The organism is Dolichospermum sp. LEGE 00240 (assembly GCF_015207875.1).
Classification (GTDB): domain Bacteria; phylum Cyanobacteriota; class Cyanobacteriia; order Cyanobacteriales; family Nostocaceae; genus Dolichospermum; species Dolichospermum gracile.
On record NZ_JADEVZ010000027.1, the window covers coordinates 18,769 to 35,755 of the forward strand.

The window sequence follows — 16,987 nt, forward strand, 5'->3', positions numbered from 1 at the left end:
GTGCATAAAATCAACACTTTCCTGGCTTTTGGGTTACATTGAACTCAATCCCAGCATAGCCCGCACGGTAAGCGTTACGAAAAAAAGACCACCAGTAAACAAGCCTAAAATAGCCATCAGCGTCACAGGACGTTTTAACAATGGAAACAGCGGTTCGAGGGTATTCAGAAAAATACCCAAGACAATGCTAACTAAATACCGAGGGTAGCGAAAGACGTTATCCCAAAATCCATCAAACATTTGAATTTAGACTGCCTTATTATAGACTTTATTGATCAATACCTTGTCCATTTCCTGCTTTGTTGGGTTCAGGGACAGCCTAACCCAACGCTTATGTTGGGTTTCATGCTATTGCTTCCCGTTCACGCGGGGATACGTTTACGTCCCACGACCCAACCTACAAATCAAGGCTTTTTCTAATTTGGACAAGGTATTGTTGATTAGTTAGTTTTTAGTTTAATCCTAAGTAGATGGTAAGTCAAATCCCCGAACAAACTTACTCACGTCCATTTTGGGGTTTATTTACTAAATAAAACTTGTTTTCATGGACTTCTCAAAGAAAATTTAATGTCTCTGTAGGCAAATATAAAAATCCGGGTATTTGTCAGGAACAAATTTTGAACCTGGCATCTCAAACACTAAAAAAAGTAGGAATTAAACATTCTTAACACCAACCTAAGTAGAAAGGCGTAAAAAACCGAAGTATGTAACTAAAGGTAAAGTTGCCCCAAACCCTCTTCCGTCCTGCCTTCTGCCTTGCCCTAACGATAAATATTCATGCCCGTCTTACCTAATATTTCCATAAAAATGCTGGGTTTCCTTGCGTCAACCCAACCGACTAGATGGAACTTAATTATTTTTGGTTTCAGCATGACCGTTACGAATAGACCATGCCAATTCTAACATTTGCGTCCAGCGCTTTTGCAGTTGTTTAGGAGTACATTGAACAGCTTTAGAAATAAGTTGATCACTTTGACAAGCAGTTTTTAGTTCAAAAATTTGCTGTTGCTGTGGTGTGAGTTGATGCCAAAAAATATCCCATTGCTGGGAAGATAAACCTAACTTATGTTCTAAACCAGCACCTAACCATTGATGAACTAATTGCCATTGGTGCTGTTTGGCAAACTTCTCAACATGATATTTAAATCTCTGTTGTAAATAATCCCGTTGACGACTGGTTAAACCGAGAATTTGGTCAATTTCCGGTGCAGAAAGATCCTGGAGTTTGAGAGTCAAGTAATTCATACAATCAGATTGTCCTTGAGACTCCAGATATTTCATCAATTCGGTAATCACGCGATTGCGTTCCGATTCTTCCGAAGGGTCAAAACCAGGTTTAGCAATCATTTGTGAGCGAATTTGCTGCACTGCCACATTGCGTTGATAAGATTCGGCTTCTTCCGTTTTCGCCGAATCCACTGCCATTTCAATATCTACAGTAGTTTCTTGGGGTTGACGACGGGCAAAACCTTGAGCGCGTAAAACAATTAGTTGTTGATTAGCACCACCAGGTAAATTAATCCGGCGTTTGGCATATTGTTCTGTAAATGCCATATACTCAGCTACTTGTAACTGAGTACGGGGGGTGTAATCTTCAGGTAGTTCGGTTTCTCGACGGAAAGCTTTAATTGCTTCGATATAAAAAGCTTGTAAAAAATCTTCAATCAGATTGTAACGAGCCTCAAATCCTAAATCTGAGCCAGCAACAGTTACGTGACGATAAACAATTGCGCCTAAGCTACTGTGCAATTCTACTCGTCCCTGTTTAGAACCAAGTTGATAGTAACGCAGACATTTTTGTAAACGATGTCTTCCTAAAGTAATTTGCCAAGACTGAATTTGTCCTGAGTTTTGAATGCGGGAGCTTTTATCACATATCCGTTCTACTTCTTTAGCTATGCGGACAACAACATCTTGTACACCTGAAGTGGCGGATTTAACTTGAGATTGCATCTCATGGGATAAAAGTTGTACTAATGTATCGCTGGTAGGAACAGACAATTCTTCAAGAGAAATATAACTATCAAAAGCAGATGTAGAATTAGGCAGATTGGCGATGTTAGCTTTCATGACTTTTCTATAAAATTGGTATTGCACCTTAACTCAAACGCATATACAGTATTTAAGGCCAGTCTCAGGAGTAAAAATCTTTGGGGATTTATGCCTCAAAACTCACCAACTAGACTCCTGATATGTAAACACTGTAGGAAATTTCCAAAGTTAAGGGCTTGTTAATTGTGTCGCTTTATTTTTAGCAACTAAATCAAAGATGGCATAATAGATATTCACTCTGAGGACAAATTGCCAAAACCTTAGTCATGCTAAGATTGGCCGGTAGCCTGTGTGGCGTAGCCATAATTTCATGACTGGGGTAAGAGTGCCTGGGAGGATGACAATTTCAAAATTGGAGTCAGGTGATCATAATAATTAGGGCAACGGAGTCCAAAACAAGGGGTTGCACTTGTAAAGCTTTATTCTTAAACCCAAGTAGCTACAGCTTCCCAACCTAAACCTCTCCGAATAATAACTGGTTCTTCATCGGTTAAATCTAAAATGGTAGACACTTGATATGTAGGTTCTTCGGCAGTGTCAATAATGATATCTACCAATTTATCCAAATGGTCGTATAAATCTACCCGTGACAAAATTGGTTGTTTTCCGTCCTCAACTATTTCCTGGTCTTGATCATTTGTTTGCACATGAGCAGAAGTGGAAATAATTGGGTTTCCTAACGCTTCCATTAATGCCAAGCAAACGTTATGATTTGGCACTCGAATTCCTGTGGTTTTGCGTTTGGGATTTTGCACTAGTCGCGGTACTAGTTTGGTCGCAGGGAGCAAAAATGTGTAGGGTCCTGGTATCAAACGCTTCATAATCCGGTAGGCTGTATCACTTACGAAGGCATAAGTCGCCACATTGGAGAGTGAGGGACATAAAAATGTCAGTGGTTTATCATTTGCTAACTGTTTGATTTGCCGCACTCTTTCCACCGCCGACTTGGCATTCAAGTCACAACCAATTGCATAAACTGTATCTGTAGGGTAGAGCATGATAGCGCCACTTAATAACGCTAACTTTATTTCCTCTATTCGGCGGCTTTGAGGATTATCAGGATGAATGGTGAATATTTTGGCCATAATAAGGTGGGGAGTAGGTGACAGGTGACAGGTGACAGGTGACAGAGAAGAAACAGGGGTGTAGGATGCAGGGGGCAAGGGGGAAGAATTTTCCCAATGACTGATGACTAATGACTAATGACTAATAAATTTATGAATAAAATTGTTTATCTTCAATGTCCAACAGGGGTTTCTGGTGATATGTGTTTGGGGGCGTTGGTTAGTCTGGGTGTGCCTGTTGAGTATTTGAGAGAACAACTTAATGGCTTGGGACTTGGGCAGGAATACCGATTGCGGGCGGAATTGGTTCACCGTCAAGGTCAACAAGCGACTAAGGTTGATGTAGATTTGGTTTCTCATCATCACCATCATCATGATCACAATGAACATGATCACCACCACACCCGTCATTTGCCAGAAATAGAGGAGATGATTGTTAAGGGGAATTTGCCAGTGCGGGCGGAAGCTTGGAGTTTAGCTGTTTTCCGACAGTTGGCAGTTGCAGAGGGGGCTGTTCATGGCATCGCACCGGAAAAAGTTCATTTTCATGAAGTGGGTGCGGTGGATGCGATTGTGGATATTGTTGGTACTTGTTTAGGTTTGGATTGGTTGGGTATTGATAGCGATCGCTCAGGGTTGCCTTTGCTATACTGTTCTGCATTTCCCACTGGAGGTGGTACTGTTAATGCGGCACATGGAAGAATGGCTGTACCAGTACCAGCGGTGTTAAAGTTGTGGGAAATGCGGGGTTGTCCAGTTTATAGCAATGGTATTGACAGAGAATTGGTAACACCAACGGGGGCGGCGATCGCTACTACCTTAGTTCAAGACTTTGGTTCACCACCACCAATGACTATCAAAAAAGTAGGATTAGGGGCGGGTTCTCTAGATTTACCCATTCCTAATATACTACGGCTTTGGTACGGTGAAAATGAATCTTTACAGACCGATAACTCTAATTTAGGGGCATATTCCCCAAATTTAGAACCGATTACTGTCCTAGAAACTCAAATAGATGACTTAAATCCCCAAGTATTCGGTTATGTATTTGAGGCTTTATTTGCTGCGGGTGCGGTGGATGTGTTTACTCAACCCATAGGGATGAAAAAGTCACGAACTGGAATTTTATTAACTGTGATTTGTCATCCTGAAAATTTAGCTAGTTGTGAAGCGGTGTTATTTCGAGAAACTAGCACTTTAGGCATTCGTCGCACTACGCAAAAACGATCAATTTTACAACGAGAAATGCAAAAGGTAGACACTATTTATGGAACAATAGCGGTAAAAGTGGCATGGACAGGAACAGCTACGCAAAAGGTAATTACTAATGTGCAGCCAGAATATGAAGATTGTGCAGAATTAGCACGACAACATAATATTCCTTGGCGAGAAATTCATCGTTTGTCCTTAGAAAGTTGGTATTTGCAATCTCAAAATTAGTTCTTAAATTAGATGGGCGATTGGAAATCGCGGCTACACAAGCAAAGTCCACCTGCGTGGACTAATATTAATTTAACCCACGTAGGTGGATTTTGTCTGTGTAGAAGTGAATTCTATGCGCCCAATATTTTCAATATTCACAAATCAAAAATGAAGAAAATTATCCGGTGGTTAATTTTAGGTGGAACGCTGTTTTTTTTATTGAAAGCGTTAAAAGATAATTGGTTAGGAGTTAGTGCTATTCGGATTAATATTACCGGATGGTTAATATTGGCAACTGCTACAAGTGTAACTTTATTGGCACATATTTGGGCGGGTTGGATTTGGACTTGGGTACTCAGGGAGTTAAATCAATCTGTATCTGCTATTGAGTTTATCCAAGTTTATTTAAAAACGAATATTGCTAAATATTTACCTGGGAATGTCTGGCATTATTATGGGCGAATCATGGCGGCTAAAAATGCTAATATCCCTACAAATATTGCGACTTTAAGTGTTTTGTTAGAACCACTATTAATGTTAGCAGCAGCTTTAATTATTATTGTTTTATTTGGTAGTCAACTTATTGTTAATAGTCTAAATTTTAATTTAATTATTATCCAATTCTTAGCCTTAATAATTGTCTTATGTGTACTTGATACCCGATTTTTAAACCCAGTTATTCAACTTTTAGAACGTTGGAAAAATAAAAAATCTGCTGAAGAAAACCAATTAATTGATATTTTTATAATTAACCGCTATCCGGTGAAACCATTATTAGGAGAATTAGTTTTTTTAGGCTTGCGGGCTGCTGGATTTATATTAACTATAATGGCGTTAACTTCTGTAAATTGGGAGCAAATACCCTTATTAGTGGGAGCTTTTAGTTGTGCTTGGGTATTGGGGTTAGTTGTTCCTGGTGCGCCTGGTGGTTTGGGCGTGTTTGAAACCACAGCGATGTTACTATTACAATATCATTTTCCGGTGGCCTTAGTGATTAGTGCGATCGCTCTTTATCGTCTCATTAGCATCATAGCAGAAACACTCGGTGCAGCCTTAGCTTGGTTATGTGAAAACACTCCTTTTTAACCTCCTTCCTCCGTGTCCTCTGTGCCTCTGTGGTTCGATAAATTAACCTTAAACCACAGACGCACAGAATGAAAAAAAGATATTAATCTCCAGTAATAGAAAGTTCACTCACCCAAACTCTGGGAGCAACTCCTCCTGGTGTTAATTCCACCTCTTTCTCCACATAAACAATAGATTTGAGAAGTTCCAGAAAATCACCAGCTACCGTTGCCGACTCAATACTAACTTTCTCACCTTTATTAACTAACCAACCATCAAAAGGTAAAGAAAAAGAACCTTGTAAAGCCTTAACACCCGCATGGAGAGCTTGTAAATCATCAATTAAAATCACATTTTCCGCAGTTGCTAAACTCAATTCTTTCTCAGGCGTTCCTGCTGCAAAAACATGATAAAAATTAGGACTAACGCTGACTTTTGCGCCAATACTAGCATTACCTGTAGGTTGAGCATTTAATCTTTTAGCAGTTCCCGCGCTATGCAAAAAACTGGTTAAAATGCCATTTTCTATTAACTTAATTTGCCGGGTTGGTGTACCTTCACCATCAAAACTTTCTGCCCCAATATTAGCAGGGTGTAAAGCGTCATCATAAACTGAAAGTAAAGGTGAAGCAATTTCTTTACCAATATCATCAGCTTTCGATAAACTTTGATTATCCAGAATATTTTGGGCGTTAAATAAATTAGAAAAAGCACCTAACAAACTTAAAAAAGCTTCAGGAGAAAAAACTACTTGATACTTACCAGTTTTGATTTTTTCATAATGCAAATGACTGATAGTTTTCTCAGCAGTTTCTTTGATACAACCAGCAATATCTAAATCAGCGACAGTTTCCTTAACTCGATAAGCACCAGCACTGCGAGGCTTTTTACCTTCTTCTTCAGTTTTGCTGTACAAATAAATAGAAGCCAAAGAATGAGATTCAGTTCTTAAAGCCCCTTCACTATTGAGATAAAATCTGTCAATATCTCTTTGTGCTAACCCATTATAAGGTACTCCCTTAATAGCAGAATGAGTTGCTAATAATTCTTTTTCTGCTACTAATAGCTTTTCTATTAGTTCAGAAACAGGTGCTTGGAGAGCTTTTTCTTGGTGTTTATTAGGGATAGGAATAGTTGCTTCTGGACTAAAATCAGGAACATTTTCTTTTACACCAAAAAAGCTGGCTTCGTAAGCAGTTTTTAAAGCTAATTCTAACCCTTTGGGATCTACATCTGTAGTGCTGGTAACACCCATTGTATTTTCTTCATTCCAAACTCGAACTGTTACCCCAGAACGATTGGAAGCTTTGACTTGTTTGGGTTCACCTTGGTCAACTTGAACGCTCGTATCATCTACAGTTGAGCCGTAAATGTCGAATTTTTTAATGCCAAGTTTGGCGGCATTTTCTTGGGCGTAAGTGGCGATTTCTTGTATTTTTGTCATGATGAATTAATTTCTGAATTTTGAACGCAGACGAACGCAGATAATATGGCTTATCTGTTTTTATCTCAATACAGTTTAGTTAAAAATTTTTTCTTCTCTCTGTGTCCTCTGTGCCTCTGTGGTTCGTTTAAAAAATGACTTTCACAAAGAGTTCTAGATTTAACTAAACCGTATTGGTTTTTATCTGCCGCCGACAGTGATAGAATCAACCTTAATATGGGGTTGTCCAACAGTTGTATAAATACTGCCACTAACAGAACCACAAAAGCCGGGAGCTAATTCTAAATCTTGAGAACATAGGGAAATTTTATTCATAATTTCCTTTGCTTCACCAATCAAAGTAGCACCTTTTAATGGTTTGGTAATTTTGCCATTTTCTATTAAGTAAGCTTCGTCAACGCTAAAGTTAAATTGACCTGTTGCGCCGACACTGCCACCACCCATTTTCTTACAGTAAATGCCTTTATCAACGGAGGCAAATAGGTCTTCTGTGGTGTGTTCTCCACAATCAATATATGTATTTCGCATCCGACTAGCAGCAGCAAAAGTGTAATTTTGACGGCGGCCACTGCCTGTTCTGGGGTGTCCTGTCCGCACTGAACCGGTTCTATCAGCGAGGAAGTTTTTGAGGATGCCTTTTTCAATTAATAATGTTCTTTGGGCGGGCATTCCTTCATCGTCCATATCAATAGTCCCAAAGGCGTTATCAGTGCGTCCTTCATCCCAAGCAGTCAGGCTTTCATGGGCGATTTTCTCACCTTTTTTATCGGCAAATGGTGTGGTTTTGTGTTCAATTTGAGTGGTTTCTAAAAGGTGTCCGCAAGCTTCATGGAAAATTACACCGCCAAAATGATTGGCCATGATAATGGGGTAAGTTCCTGATTCTACGTAATCTGCATAAAGCATTTTACCGGCTGATTCGGCGATTTGTTCGGAGGCTTGTTGATAATCCCAGGTTCTCAGGAAGTTAGCGTCACTGGTGTTACCAGCACGTTCGCCAATGGAGGCACGGTTAGCGCCGTCAGCACAAAGGAGGTTAAACCCAACTGACTGGGTGAGGCGGATATCACGGGCAAATGTGCCGTCACTGGCAGCAACTAATACTTCTTGCCAATCACGGAAGTAGGAAGCGCGACGAGATTGGACGTGGGTAGCTTTTTTGTTAAGTTGGGCTGTACCATCCAGGAGGACTTCTCCCATTTCGCGGATAGAACTACATAAGGGCAGCCAACCGTCTTTACCGCGTTTTGTGGCGTAGTCTCTGAGTAATTCTAGGTTGATTTCGGGGATGAAACCAGTGGGACCAGGTAGTTGTAAGCCTAAGATGGAAAGGGCTTTTTCTAAAGCAGCTTTTAAACCGGCAAATGTGAGGTTATTGGTGCTAACGTAGCAGTCAGCTTTGCCACGAAATACTCGCACTCCCGCACCTGTCGCTAAACTTGGGGAAATGCTGGTGATGGTGTCTTCTTCGGCTAAACAACTGATGTAGTTGCGACGTTCTAGGAAGTATTCTACAAAATCTGCCCCAGCGGCGCGTCCTAGTCCCAAAAGGGTTGCCAGGGGGGCTTCCCAAGTGTCATCGAAGCGTTCTGTGGTGGATGAATATTGTAAACTGGGAAGTTGATTTGAGAGAAGTAGGGTATTTGTAAGCATGAAGTGCCTCGTCTGCTGGCGTTATCTACAGATATGACTGAAAAAAATCCTGGTGTATTCACTCTAACAAATCTATGAAAGCTGTTGTTGGCAGTTAGGCTGTAGGGTTTTCCGCCATATTGTCTAATTGTTGTTGTGTTACCTCACTTAAGATCCCATCATGAAAGTGATATTGTTCAGCCTGGAATAGTTCTAGAATTTCTGGATATGGGTATTTTTGTAAAACTTTGTAGCACCAATAAAATAAAGTTCTCAGGTATGCACAGGTATCAGAACGAGATAAAATATGTTCAACTCTGAGAAGTTTTAGTATTTTTCCACCATCCTCTTTTTCATCAAATCCAGGATATAACTTTTTTAATTCATTTTTAGGATGGGGTATTTTTTCAACATCTTCAGGATAATCCTGTAAAGGAGTTACTAAACCTAAAGCTATATTGATTGCGTGAGAATCAGCAAAGTAGTAGGCTTCAATCATGTTTACTAAAAAATGAACTGAAGCACGCTTTTTTTGTTCTAGTAAAATCAAATCTAGTGCTTCTCGATATACTTGGAAAACTTGTGGAGCTTTGCTCACTCTATCTTTTTCTAAGTCATCTACTAACAATACATATCTACATGAATTTTCTAACAAATAGGATCTAGCTACACAACCAATTTTTTGCTGATTTTGAGTCAAATCCTTCTTGTTTGTTCCAATAATAGATAAAGTATGTTTTTTAAGAGAATTTCTAGGCGAAAGCTGTCCAATACGCCTAATAATTTTAAATGTACATATACCAGTTTTTGTGAGATTTTTGAATAAGCTTGGTAGATGCTCTGTTTCAGTTTCACCTGTAACAATCAATCCAAATTCAAACCCAGAATAGCATGGCTGGTTGCTAGTGATATTTTCTCCATTCATTGACTTAATTCCTCAGCATCAGACTGACTTTGGGGGGCAATCATTTCAGCCATATATAATGAACCTGTAGCATATTCTTCTAACAAATCTTGAATATCTGTTATTTCGCTAACCCTTTTCATCACAGTTTGTCCATTTTTATCAAGTTCGGTCGCCCATATATTTTGTGGTTCAAATTGACTAATTAAAACTGGTGAATGAGTGGCAATAAATACTTGTTTATTCAATTTTTCTGTAGCCAGTTTCACTGCTTTACCAAAAACTGCCAATGCCCAAGGATGAAGAGATATATCAGGTTCATCTAATAAAATTAAGGAATAACCATTAGGTTTTTCAGAAAATAATGCCGTGAGATTAATAAGCATTTGAATATATCCGTCAGATACTCCTGAAGCTTGAATTGGTTTACGTCGTCTTTTATCTAAAAAATTTGCATAAACTGTATTTCTGCCAGTTTGCTCAAAATATAAACCATCGAAAGCTGGGAAACTTTCGCGCATAAATTTCATAATTGTGTCATATCTATCATCAATTACTTGTCTATCATGTAAGTTTCTCAAAACAGACCATAAATTTTCACATCTATCTTGTAATCTATCACCAGGTTCTGATTCTGAACCGGCTCTTCTCAGATTAAATAGAGAAGCACCTCTTAAATGATAAGAACGTGCAGCACGAAGTAATCTGTCTAACTCTGATGCAGTACCATCACCTTTCCCAAAGGCTACATAGCTAGTTAGGGCAAGTTTTTCAGGTTCTCTGAGAGTAATAGTAGTTTCATCTTCTCCCATAAATTGATAAAATGTTGCTTTATCACTACCTATGGTTCTGTTAATAAGTAATTGATTATTAATTTTATTAATTAATTTCTCACCCGCAAAAGCTTCAATTCTTCCAGAAGATAATCCAAATGAAACTTCATATTTAGTTGATTCATCTTCTATTTCAATTAATATATTATCTGTTTCACTTGCTCCATCCCAAAGAATACCAATTCCATGATCTCTAAATGAGGAAGCTGAATCAACTCCTCTAATTGCACAATCTCTAATAAACCAGATTGTATCTAGAAATGTTGATTTTCCCGCTCCATTGGGTCCAAAGAGAATATTGAGGGAATCAGGTGAAATATGAACATCTGCCAGGGAGCGGAAGTTTTTGATGTGTAAATGATTGAGGTTATTCAGCATGATAACATTTTACTTCAATAAGGTGGATACTTAAATGTAGTTTACAGTAAATATTAAAATTGTTGATAATTTAGCCAAGGATTTCTCCCATTTCCCGGATAGGACTAGATAAGGGTCTTCCTAAGTGTCATCAAAGCGTTATTTGGTGGATGAATATTGTAAACTAGGAAGATAAATTTATTTCATACTCTCATCATTTGCCACGACTACTGCGGCGTGTCGGTGGCTGAGGCTGTGGTGGTTCTTGAGATTTTAAACCATTATCATCTGTCAGAAATTCTACATGAAAACCTTTTTTTTGATAGTAATACCAACCCAAGACTACAATACTCGCATCTCCCATAGAAGTTTTTTCTACAGCTTGATTAGGAAATTTTTCTGCTAAATTTTTCAATCCTTCTGCTTCCCATAATACAATTTGTTCACGAAAAGCAGCCCAAGGACTTTTTTCGTCGGCCGCATAAATCATAATTTCGGCAAATTTTTCTGATGTTATTCTTTTACTATCTGAATTTGTGGTTTTAGCTTGGGCAATATGATTACCTGTTTCTATCACTGTCGCTAATGGCAGTACCAAGGTTGTTCCTTTTTCAATTTCTGTGAGAATTTTTTCATTAACAAGTTCAAAGTCCCATTTATTATTACCAGCAGTTTCTTTACCTGGAACTTTTAACCAGACGCACAATAAAGATGTATCTATTAATAAAACTTTTCTCATATTTTTAATTACTCCCCATGAGAAAGGCTGCGTTCAATTGCGCCTTTAGTTGTCATTTGTCCCAAGGAATAGGATGCAAATAATTTAGGGAAGTTGTCAATATCTTCTAAAAGGGTAAGTTTACTTTCTCCTGTTTCCGAATCTCGATGTGCGACAACTACAAAGGGAACTATTTCGGGACCGAACGCATCTAGTAAAGCTGGGTTATGGGTAGTGAGTAAAATATCAATATTGCGTTTAGTGCCAATTTCTTTTAATATTTTTACCAGTAGTGCTGCACGGGAAGGATGTAAACCATTATCTATTTCTTCTATGACAATTTGACTACCTTCAGGACGAGTTAATAATGCTGTGAGAATGGCTAGAAAGCGTAATGTTCCATCTGACATACTTCTCGCATCAATTTCTGTGATTTCTCCTGGTTTCCATTCTTCCTGACAATAAAGCATTGCATCTGTTTTCAGTCTTCCTACTGGTTCAGCCCATACTTTCTTAATATCACCTTCTGGTAAATCTTTTAAATATTCAGATAGCGTATTTTCAATTTCTGTTTTTTTATCATCTGGTAATCCTGCTAATACTCCAGCAATATTTGAACCATCGCTTTCTATATTTTCAGAAAGTCTTGAGTAATCGCGCATTTTAGATGAAATCGGATTTAAAACTAAAAGATTGGACAAATTATCAATAGTAAAATTTGTTGCTATTTTTGGTAGTTTCAAATATTTTTGATTGTCTTCTTCTACATCTGTTGGTTGTTCTAGTATTTTTTTATCATTTCTTCGTGTTTTTGATAGTCTCCAAACTCTTGTACCTTTGAAGTGTAAACCACTCTTTGCTTGATAATAAAAATCCATAAGTTTAATTTTAAGTATATCATTATTATTCATGTCTATAATTTCTAGATATTCTTCACAAAGCTTGAAGGAAGGTAGTGTTTGTATTTGTAAATTATATAAATAATCTGCATCATCTTCAGCACCAACTAACACCTTTAAAGTAAACTCATTTTCACCTTTTCGTGCAGCTAATTCAACACCTCCACGAATAGAAGAAAGTGTTTTATCCCCTGCTAAAGCTGTTTCAATATTTTCACCGTTCGCTATTCTTTGCAAAAATTCCAAAGCTTCAACTACATTAGATTTACCACTTGCATTAGTGCCAATAAGCACAGTTAAAGGATCAAGTGGAAGTTCTGCATAACGGAAACTTTTCCAATTTTCGAGAATGAGTTTTTTCAGCATAATCAAAATTACATATATTTTATTTACTTAAGACTTATAATATAAACCAAATTTTCTTGATTCTGCGTCAGTCTTGCTGGTTGATATATTTTTGATGCTAGGGTAGTAAGAAAGCGCAACAATGGGAAGTTTGACAAGGTTTAATTATATCAAAAAGGTTGAAAATCTGTAACAGATGGTAAGGAGACAAGATCCTTTTTTATCTTTGAGACTATAATATCTTTTATCCAACTATCAACACCCTCTTTCCCCTCACTAAATTATCTTATGACAGAGGGTGGATAATCGCCGACTTATATGAGATTATGGCTCGAAATTGCGAAAATTTCTGAAAGAATTAGCTTAAAACCAACTTTTATTCAGCAGTTTGTGACTAATAATCACCACAAACATCAACAAACCAAACTGAATTGGCCAAGGTGCTAATACTAAACTTACAATAAAAATGACGGCTGTGAAAACACCTGCAATATTAGTGATTTCATCATCATTTCTTTTGAAGAGATAGCTAGTCATTACACCTGTAACTAATGTCATCAAGAAAAATAAAGGCATTTTTACTCATCTCCAAACTACGAACTACTGTTTAATACCAGTAGAGTTAGACCATTTTCAGGAACGTTACTGATCATATACTTAAGTAAAGCAAAATGGCAATGATTTTATTGTCAAGCTAGGGAATCGCTATTTTCAAATAGTGCCATTATTTGGTACATTGAACTAACACTATCTATTCGTGCTGGAATTCATTTAACACTTTTAATTTAAATACCCGATGTTGAACATTTCCCAACTCCTCGCAAGTGAACTACAACTTAAACCCCAGCAGGTACAAAACGCGCTGGAACTTTTAGCAGAAGGGGCAACAATTCCCTTTATTGCGCGTTACCGTAAAGAAAAAACAGATGAAATGGATGAGGTGCAATTACGGGATTTACAAGATAGGCATAATTACTTAACGGAGTTAGAAGAAAGAAAAAAAGTAATTGTGAGTGCGATCGCTCAACAAGATAAACTTACCCCAGAACTACAAGCAAAAATAGCATCCTGTCTCCAAAAAACCGAACTGGAGGATTTATATTTACCCTATCGTCCCAAACGTCGGACTCGTGCTACCATTGCCAGGGAAAAAGGGTTAGAAGCGCTCGCCAGATTTATTCAATCTCTAAATACAAAAAATGCTGTTTCTGCATCATTAGAGGAAGAATCAGCAAAGTATATTTCCGAAACTTTAGGAGTAAAAACCGCAGATGAAGCTTTAAAAGGGGCATCTGATATCTTAGCCGAAGAAGTAGCAGAAAAAGCAGAATTACGGGCATATATCCGCGATTATCTTTTAGAAAATGGGCTGTTTATTTCTCGCATCAAAGACGAACATTCTGAAGGGACAACTAAATTTGAAATGTACCGCAATTATCAGATTAAAGTCAAAAATATTGCCCCTCATAATCTGTTGGCTTTATGTCGAGGAGAAGATGAAAAAATCCTTAGTTTTGAAGTTGCTTATGACGAAGATTTTATCCTGGGTTATTTAGAATCTCAAGAAATCAAAACTAAAGTTCGTAACGTGCGCGACTTTTATCAAGTCATGTTAAAAGATAGTTTTAACCGCTTGATGAAAACTTCCTTAATTAGCGAAGTAACTAAGGAGAAAAAAACCTTTGCTGATATAGAATCAATCAAAACCTTTGAAACCAATTTACGAGAACTACTGTTATCAGCACCCGCAGGAATGAAACCGACAATGGCCATAGATCCAGGATTTAGAACCGGGTGTAAAGTTGCTATTTTAGATGAAACTGGCAAATTTTTGGAATATGAAGCTGTGTTTCCCCACCAAGCGGCAGAACAACGTCAAAAGGCGGCACAAACTATTAAGAAGCTAATTGAAAAATACCAAATTCAATTAATTGCTATTGGTAACGGTACAGCCTCACGAGAAACAGAAGAGTTTGTTGCCGAAGTATTACCAAATATAGCCCATAAACCAATTAAAGTCATGGTTAATGAATCTGGTGCATCTATATATTCTGCCAGCGAAGTAGCTAGAGAAGAATTTCCTGATTTAGATGTTACTGTCAGAGGTGCAATTAGTATTGGTAGAAGATTACAAGATCCTTTAGCGGAATTAGTGAAAATAGATCCTAAATCAATTGGTGTTGGACAATATCAACACGACGTTGATCAAAAATTACTGAAAAAGAAATTAGATGAAACCGTCGAAAGTTGCGTGAATTATGTGGGTGTAGACTTAAATACCGCCTCTAAAGAATTGCTAACATTTGTTTCAGGAATTACCCCGACTATAGCCAATAATATTATTGCCCATCGCAACGAAAATGGCGCATTTAAAAATCGTCGTCAACTCTTAAAAGTAGCCAAACTAGGACCAAAAGCCTTTGAACAAGCCGCAGGTTTTTTAAGAATTCGTGGTGGTGAAAATCCCTTAGATAATACCGCAGTTCATCCAGAAAGTTACGCCCTGGTACAATCTATTGCGGCTGATTTGGAAGTATCCTTAAATCAAGTTACACAAATTGCAGAAAAACTCAAAAAAGCCAACATCAAAAAATACGTTACCGACACCATTGGAGAACCAACCCTGCGCGACATTCTCAGCGAATTAGAAAAACCAGGTAGAGATCCCCGTGCTGAATTTAAATATGCTACCTTTAAAGAAGGAATCAAAGAAATTAAAGATCTAACCGTAGGAATGCAACTAGAAGGAATTATTACCAACGTTGCTAACTTCGGTGCTTTCGTTGATATTGGAGTCCATCAAGATGGTTTAGTGCATATTTCCCAACTTGCGGATAGATTTGTAGATGATCCCAAAAAAATTGTGAAAGTTGGACAAGTTGTGAAAGTACAAGTTTTAGAAATCAACGAAAAACTCAAACGCATAGCTTTATCAATGAAAGGAATCAAACAATAATTACCTCTTCCTAACTTGTTATGTTAATCATAGCCCCCTCCTCGCTTCTGGGTTGGGGGTCAAGTTTTTGGATCTCGCTCAACTTAATATACTTCTGTGATGATTCTAATACAGAAACTATAGTATGCTTAACAAGCCAAACATCTGCCTCCTAATATTAACCGATAGGATAACATCCTGGATTGACGGCATGAATAAATTCACTACCGGCTAATGGTCTTCCCCGTTTATAAGCGGCTTCTTGTGGTTGTCCCCAACCTAGTTGTAAAATAATTTCTAAAAAGTTGGGATTTTCCCACTTTAATAAAGTTGCCCATTCTGTTCTTTGGACAATTCTTTCTACATCTACTGTGTTCACTTTTTGATGTTGTTTACCATTACTAAAACTTAGATATAAATCCATTTCTTCTGTCACCAGATACCAAAATTCTAAAAGAGAATCTTTGGCAGGTTTCAAGATTTCTAAATCGCTTTCTAAGGCAATCAATTCTGCATCAATTTCTGGATAATGGAGATTTTTACCTTTAACTTGAATATCTTTCCAGATAATGCCAGAAACTTGATTTTCTCGTTGATATTCATGAATAGAGGCTTTAAAATCTTGGTAAGCCGTGAATCTTTGTACTCCCTCGGTTCTGATAAACGGATCTATAACAGGATTACTAGCAACAGTTATATCTAACTTTAACCTTTCTCCTTTCAAGCAAGCTTGGCGTTCGATTGCTAAAATCTGAATTAACTCTTGAGTATTGTAAATATTTGACATCAGAACAAGACCTAATTAGTTATTAGTTATTAGTTATTAGTTATTAGTTATTAGTTATGAAACTAATTGTTAATTTTGTGTCAGATGGTCATCAAGATTGAGTGAATATCTACAGCAGAATTTAGGAGTCAGGAGTAAAAATAGTTTGCTGTCTGGTTTTGAATTTAGATCCTGTACCTTATTAGTCTGCAATCTGATTTAATTATTATCTCTTAATATAAATATAAATGCCGTATCAGAATCAACTATTTGTTGCATTGTTTATTCCAGGGAGTAAAAATTGATACAGATTTTCCAATAGCTTCTGTGAGGGGAGGGAACAGTTTCAACTATCTGGATATCCTCAATTGTCCATATCCGACAAAGAAAAATGCAACTGTTTTGAGACACCATAAGCCAAAACCTTGCACTTTCTCGTTCTGAAAAGCAAGCGAGTTTGACTCGGTGACTCCTGACTGGGCGCAGGCCCTGCGCCCCTACCTCCTGACTTACGCTATAAGTCTACACAGGTTTGAATAAATTTAAACTCT

14 protein-coding genes are annotated in these 16,987 nt (G+C 37.7%); 3 read left to right on the top strand and 11 right to left on the bottom strand.

The window, feature by feature from the left end; genetic code table 11:
• Window positions 1-33: 33 nt before the first annotated feature.
• The 3 genes from IQ226_RS11170 to IQ226_RS11180 form a co-directional block, all read right to left on the bottom strand.
• Entirely contained in the window at window positions 34-240 is a 207-nt protein-coding gene (locus tag IQ226_RS11170; protein ID WP_072033605.1) for a DUF751 family protein, read from the bottom strand.
• A gap of 609 nt (window positions 241-849) precedes the next feature.
• Window positions 850-2,070 carry a HetZ-related protein gene (locus IQ226_RS11175; protein WP_193895370.1) on the bottom strand — a complete coding sequence of 407 codons (1,221 nt, stop codon included), beginning with the start codon at window positions 2,068-2,070 and terminating at the stop codon, window positions 850-852.
• Window positions 2,071-2,477: 407 nt separating this feature from the next.
• Window positions 2,478-3,137, bottom strand: coding sequence for an L-threonylcarbamoyladenylate synthase (locus tag IQ226_RS11180; protein ID WP_193895371.1), 660 nt, complete (start codon window positions 3,135-3,137; stop codon window positions 2,478-2,480).
• Between the two features lie 132 nt (window positions 3,138-3,269).
• On the opposite strand from IQ226_RS11180, the gene larC reads away from it, so the two are divergent.
• Window positions 3,270-4,556 (top strand): nickel pincer cofactor biosynthesis protein LarC, encoded by a 1,287-nt coding sequence (larC, locus tag IQ226_RS11185; protein WP_193895429.1) that lies wholly within the window; start codon window positions 3,270-3,272, stop codon window positions 4,554-4,556.
• A 150-nt stretch (window positions 4,557-4,706) separates the two neighbouring features.
• Window positions 4,707-5,624 carry a lysylphosphatidylglycerol synthase domain-containing protein gene (locus IQ226_RS11190; protein WP_193895372.1) on the top strand — a complete coding sequence of 306 codons (918 nt, stop codon included), beginning with the start codon at window positions 4,707-4,709 and terminating at the stop codon, window positions 5,622-5,624.
• An 82-nt stretch (window positions 5,625-5,706) separates the two neighbouring features.
• Here the strand turns inward: IQ226_RS11190 and IQ226_RS11195 are convergent, their stop codons facing one another.
• The 7 genes from IQ226_RS11195 to IQ226_RS11225 all read right to left on the bottom strand — a co-directional run bounded on the left by IQ226_RS11195 (window position 5,707) and on the right by IQ226_RS11225 (window position 13,311).
• Window positions 5,707-7,047, bottom strand: a complete 1,341-nt coding sequence (locus IQ226_RS11195) for a TldD/PmbA family protein (RefSeq protein ID WP_193895374.1) — start codon at window positions 7,045-7,047, stop codon at window positions 5,707-5,709.
• A 180-nt stretch (window positions 7,048-7,227) separates the two neighbouring features.
• The gene (locus tag IQ226_RS11200) at window positions 7,228-8,700 is read right to left on the bottom strand and encodes a TldD/PmbA family protein (protein ID WP_193895376.1); all 1,473 of its coding nucleotides are present in this window, start codon (window positions 8,698-8,700) and stop codon (window positions 7,228-7,230) included.
• A 94-nt stretch (window positions 8,701-8,794) separates the two neighbouring features.
• Window positions 8,795-9,604 (bottom strand): DUF4276 family protein, encoded by an 810-nt coding sequence (locus IQ226_RS11205; RefSeq protein ID WP_193895378.1) that lies wholly within the window; start codon window positions 9,602-9,604, stop codon window positions 8,795-8,797.
• Window positions 9,601-10,794 (bottom strand): AAA family ATPase, encoded by a 1,194-nt coding sequence (locus tag IQ226_RS11210; RefSeq protein WP_228039373.1) that lies wholly within the window; start codon window positions 10,792-10,794, stop codon window positions 9,601-9,603. The genes IQ226_RS11205 and IQ226_RS11210 overlap by 4 nt, the downstream gene beginning before the upstream one ends.
• Window positions 10,795-10,987: 193 nt before the next feature.
• On the bottom strand, window positions 10,988-11,512 hold the full coding sequence (locus IQ226_RS11215) for a hypothetical protein (protein WP_193895381.1): 525 nt from the start codon (window positions 11,510-11,512) through the stop codon (window positions 10,988-10,990).
• Window positions 11,513-11,520: 8 nt separating this feature from the next.
• Window positions 11,521-12,756: an AAA family ATPase gene (locus IQ226_RS11220; RefSeq protein WP_193895383.1), complete on the bottom strand. Its 1,236-nt coding sequence runs from the start codon at window positions 12,754-12,756 to the stop codon at window positions 11,521-11,523.
• 342 nt (window positions 12,757-13,098) lie between these two features.
• Window positions 13,099-13,311 (bottom strand): hypothetical protein, encoded by a 213-nt coding sequence (locus IQ226_RS11225; RefSeq protein WP_193895384.1) that lies wholly within the window; start codon window positions 13,309-13,311, stop codon window positions 13,099-13,101.
• 220 nt (window positions 13,312-13,531) lie between these two features.
• Here IQ226_RS11225 and IQ226_RS11230 point away from each other — a divergent pair, with 220 nt between their 5' ends.
• Entirely contained in the window at window positions 13,532-15,691 is a 2,160-nt protein-coding gene (locus IQ226_RS11230; RefSeq protein ID WP_193895386.1) for a Tex family protein, read from the top strand.
• Between the two features lie 157 nt (window positions 15,692-15,848).
• Here IQ226_RS11230 and IQ226_RS11235 read toward each other — a convergent pair whose 3' ends face one another.
• Window positions 15,849-16,457, bottom strand: coding sequence for a hypothetical protein (locus IQ226_RS11235; RefSeq protein WP_193895388.1), 609 nt, complete (start codon window positions 16,455-16,457; stop codon window positions 15,849-15,851).
• Window positions 16,458-16,987: the final 530 nt, after the last annotated feature.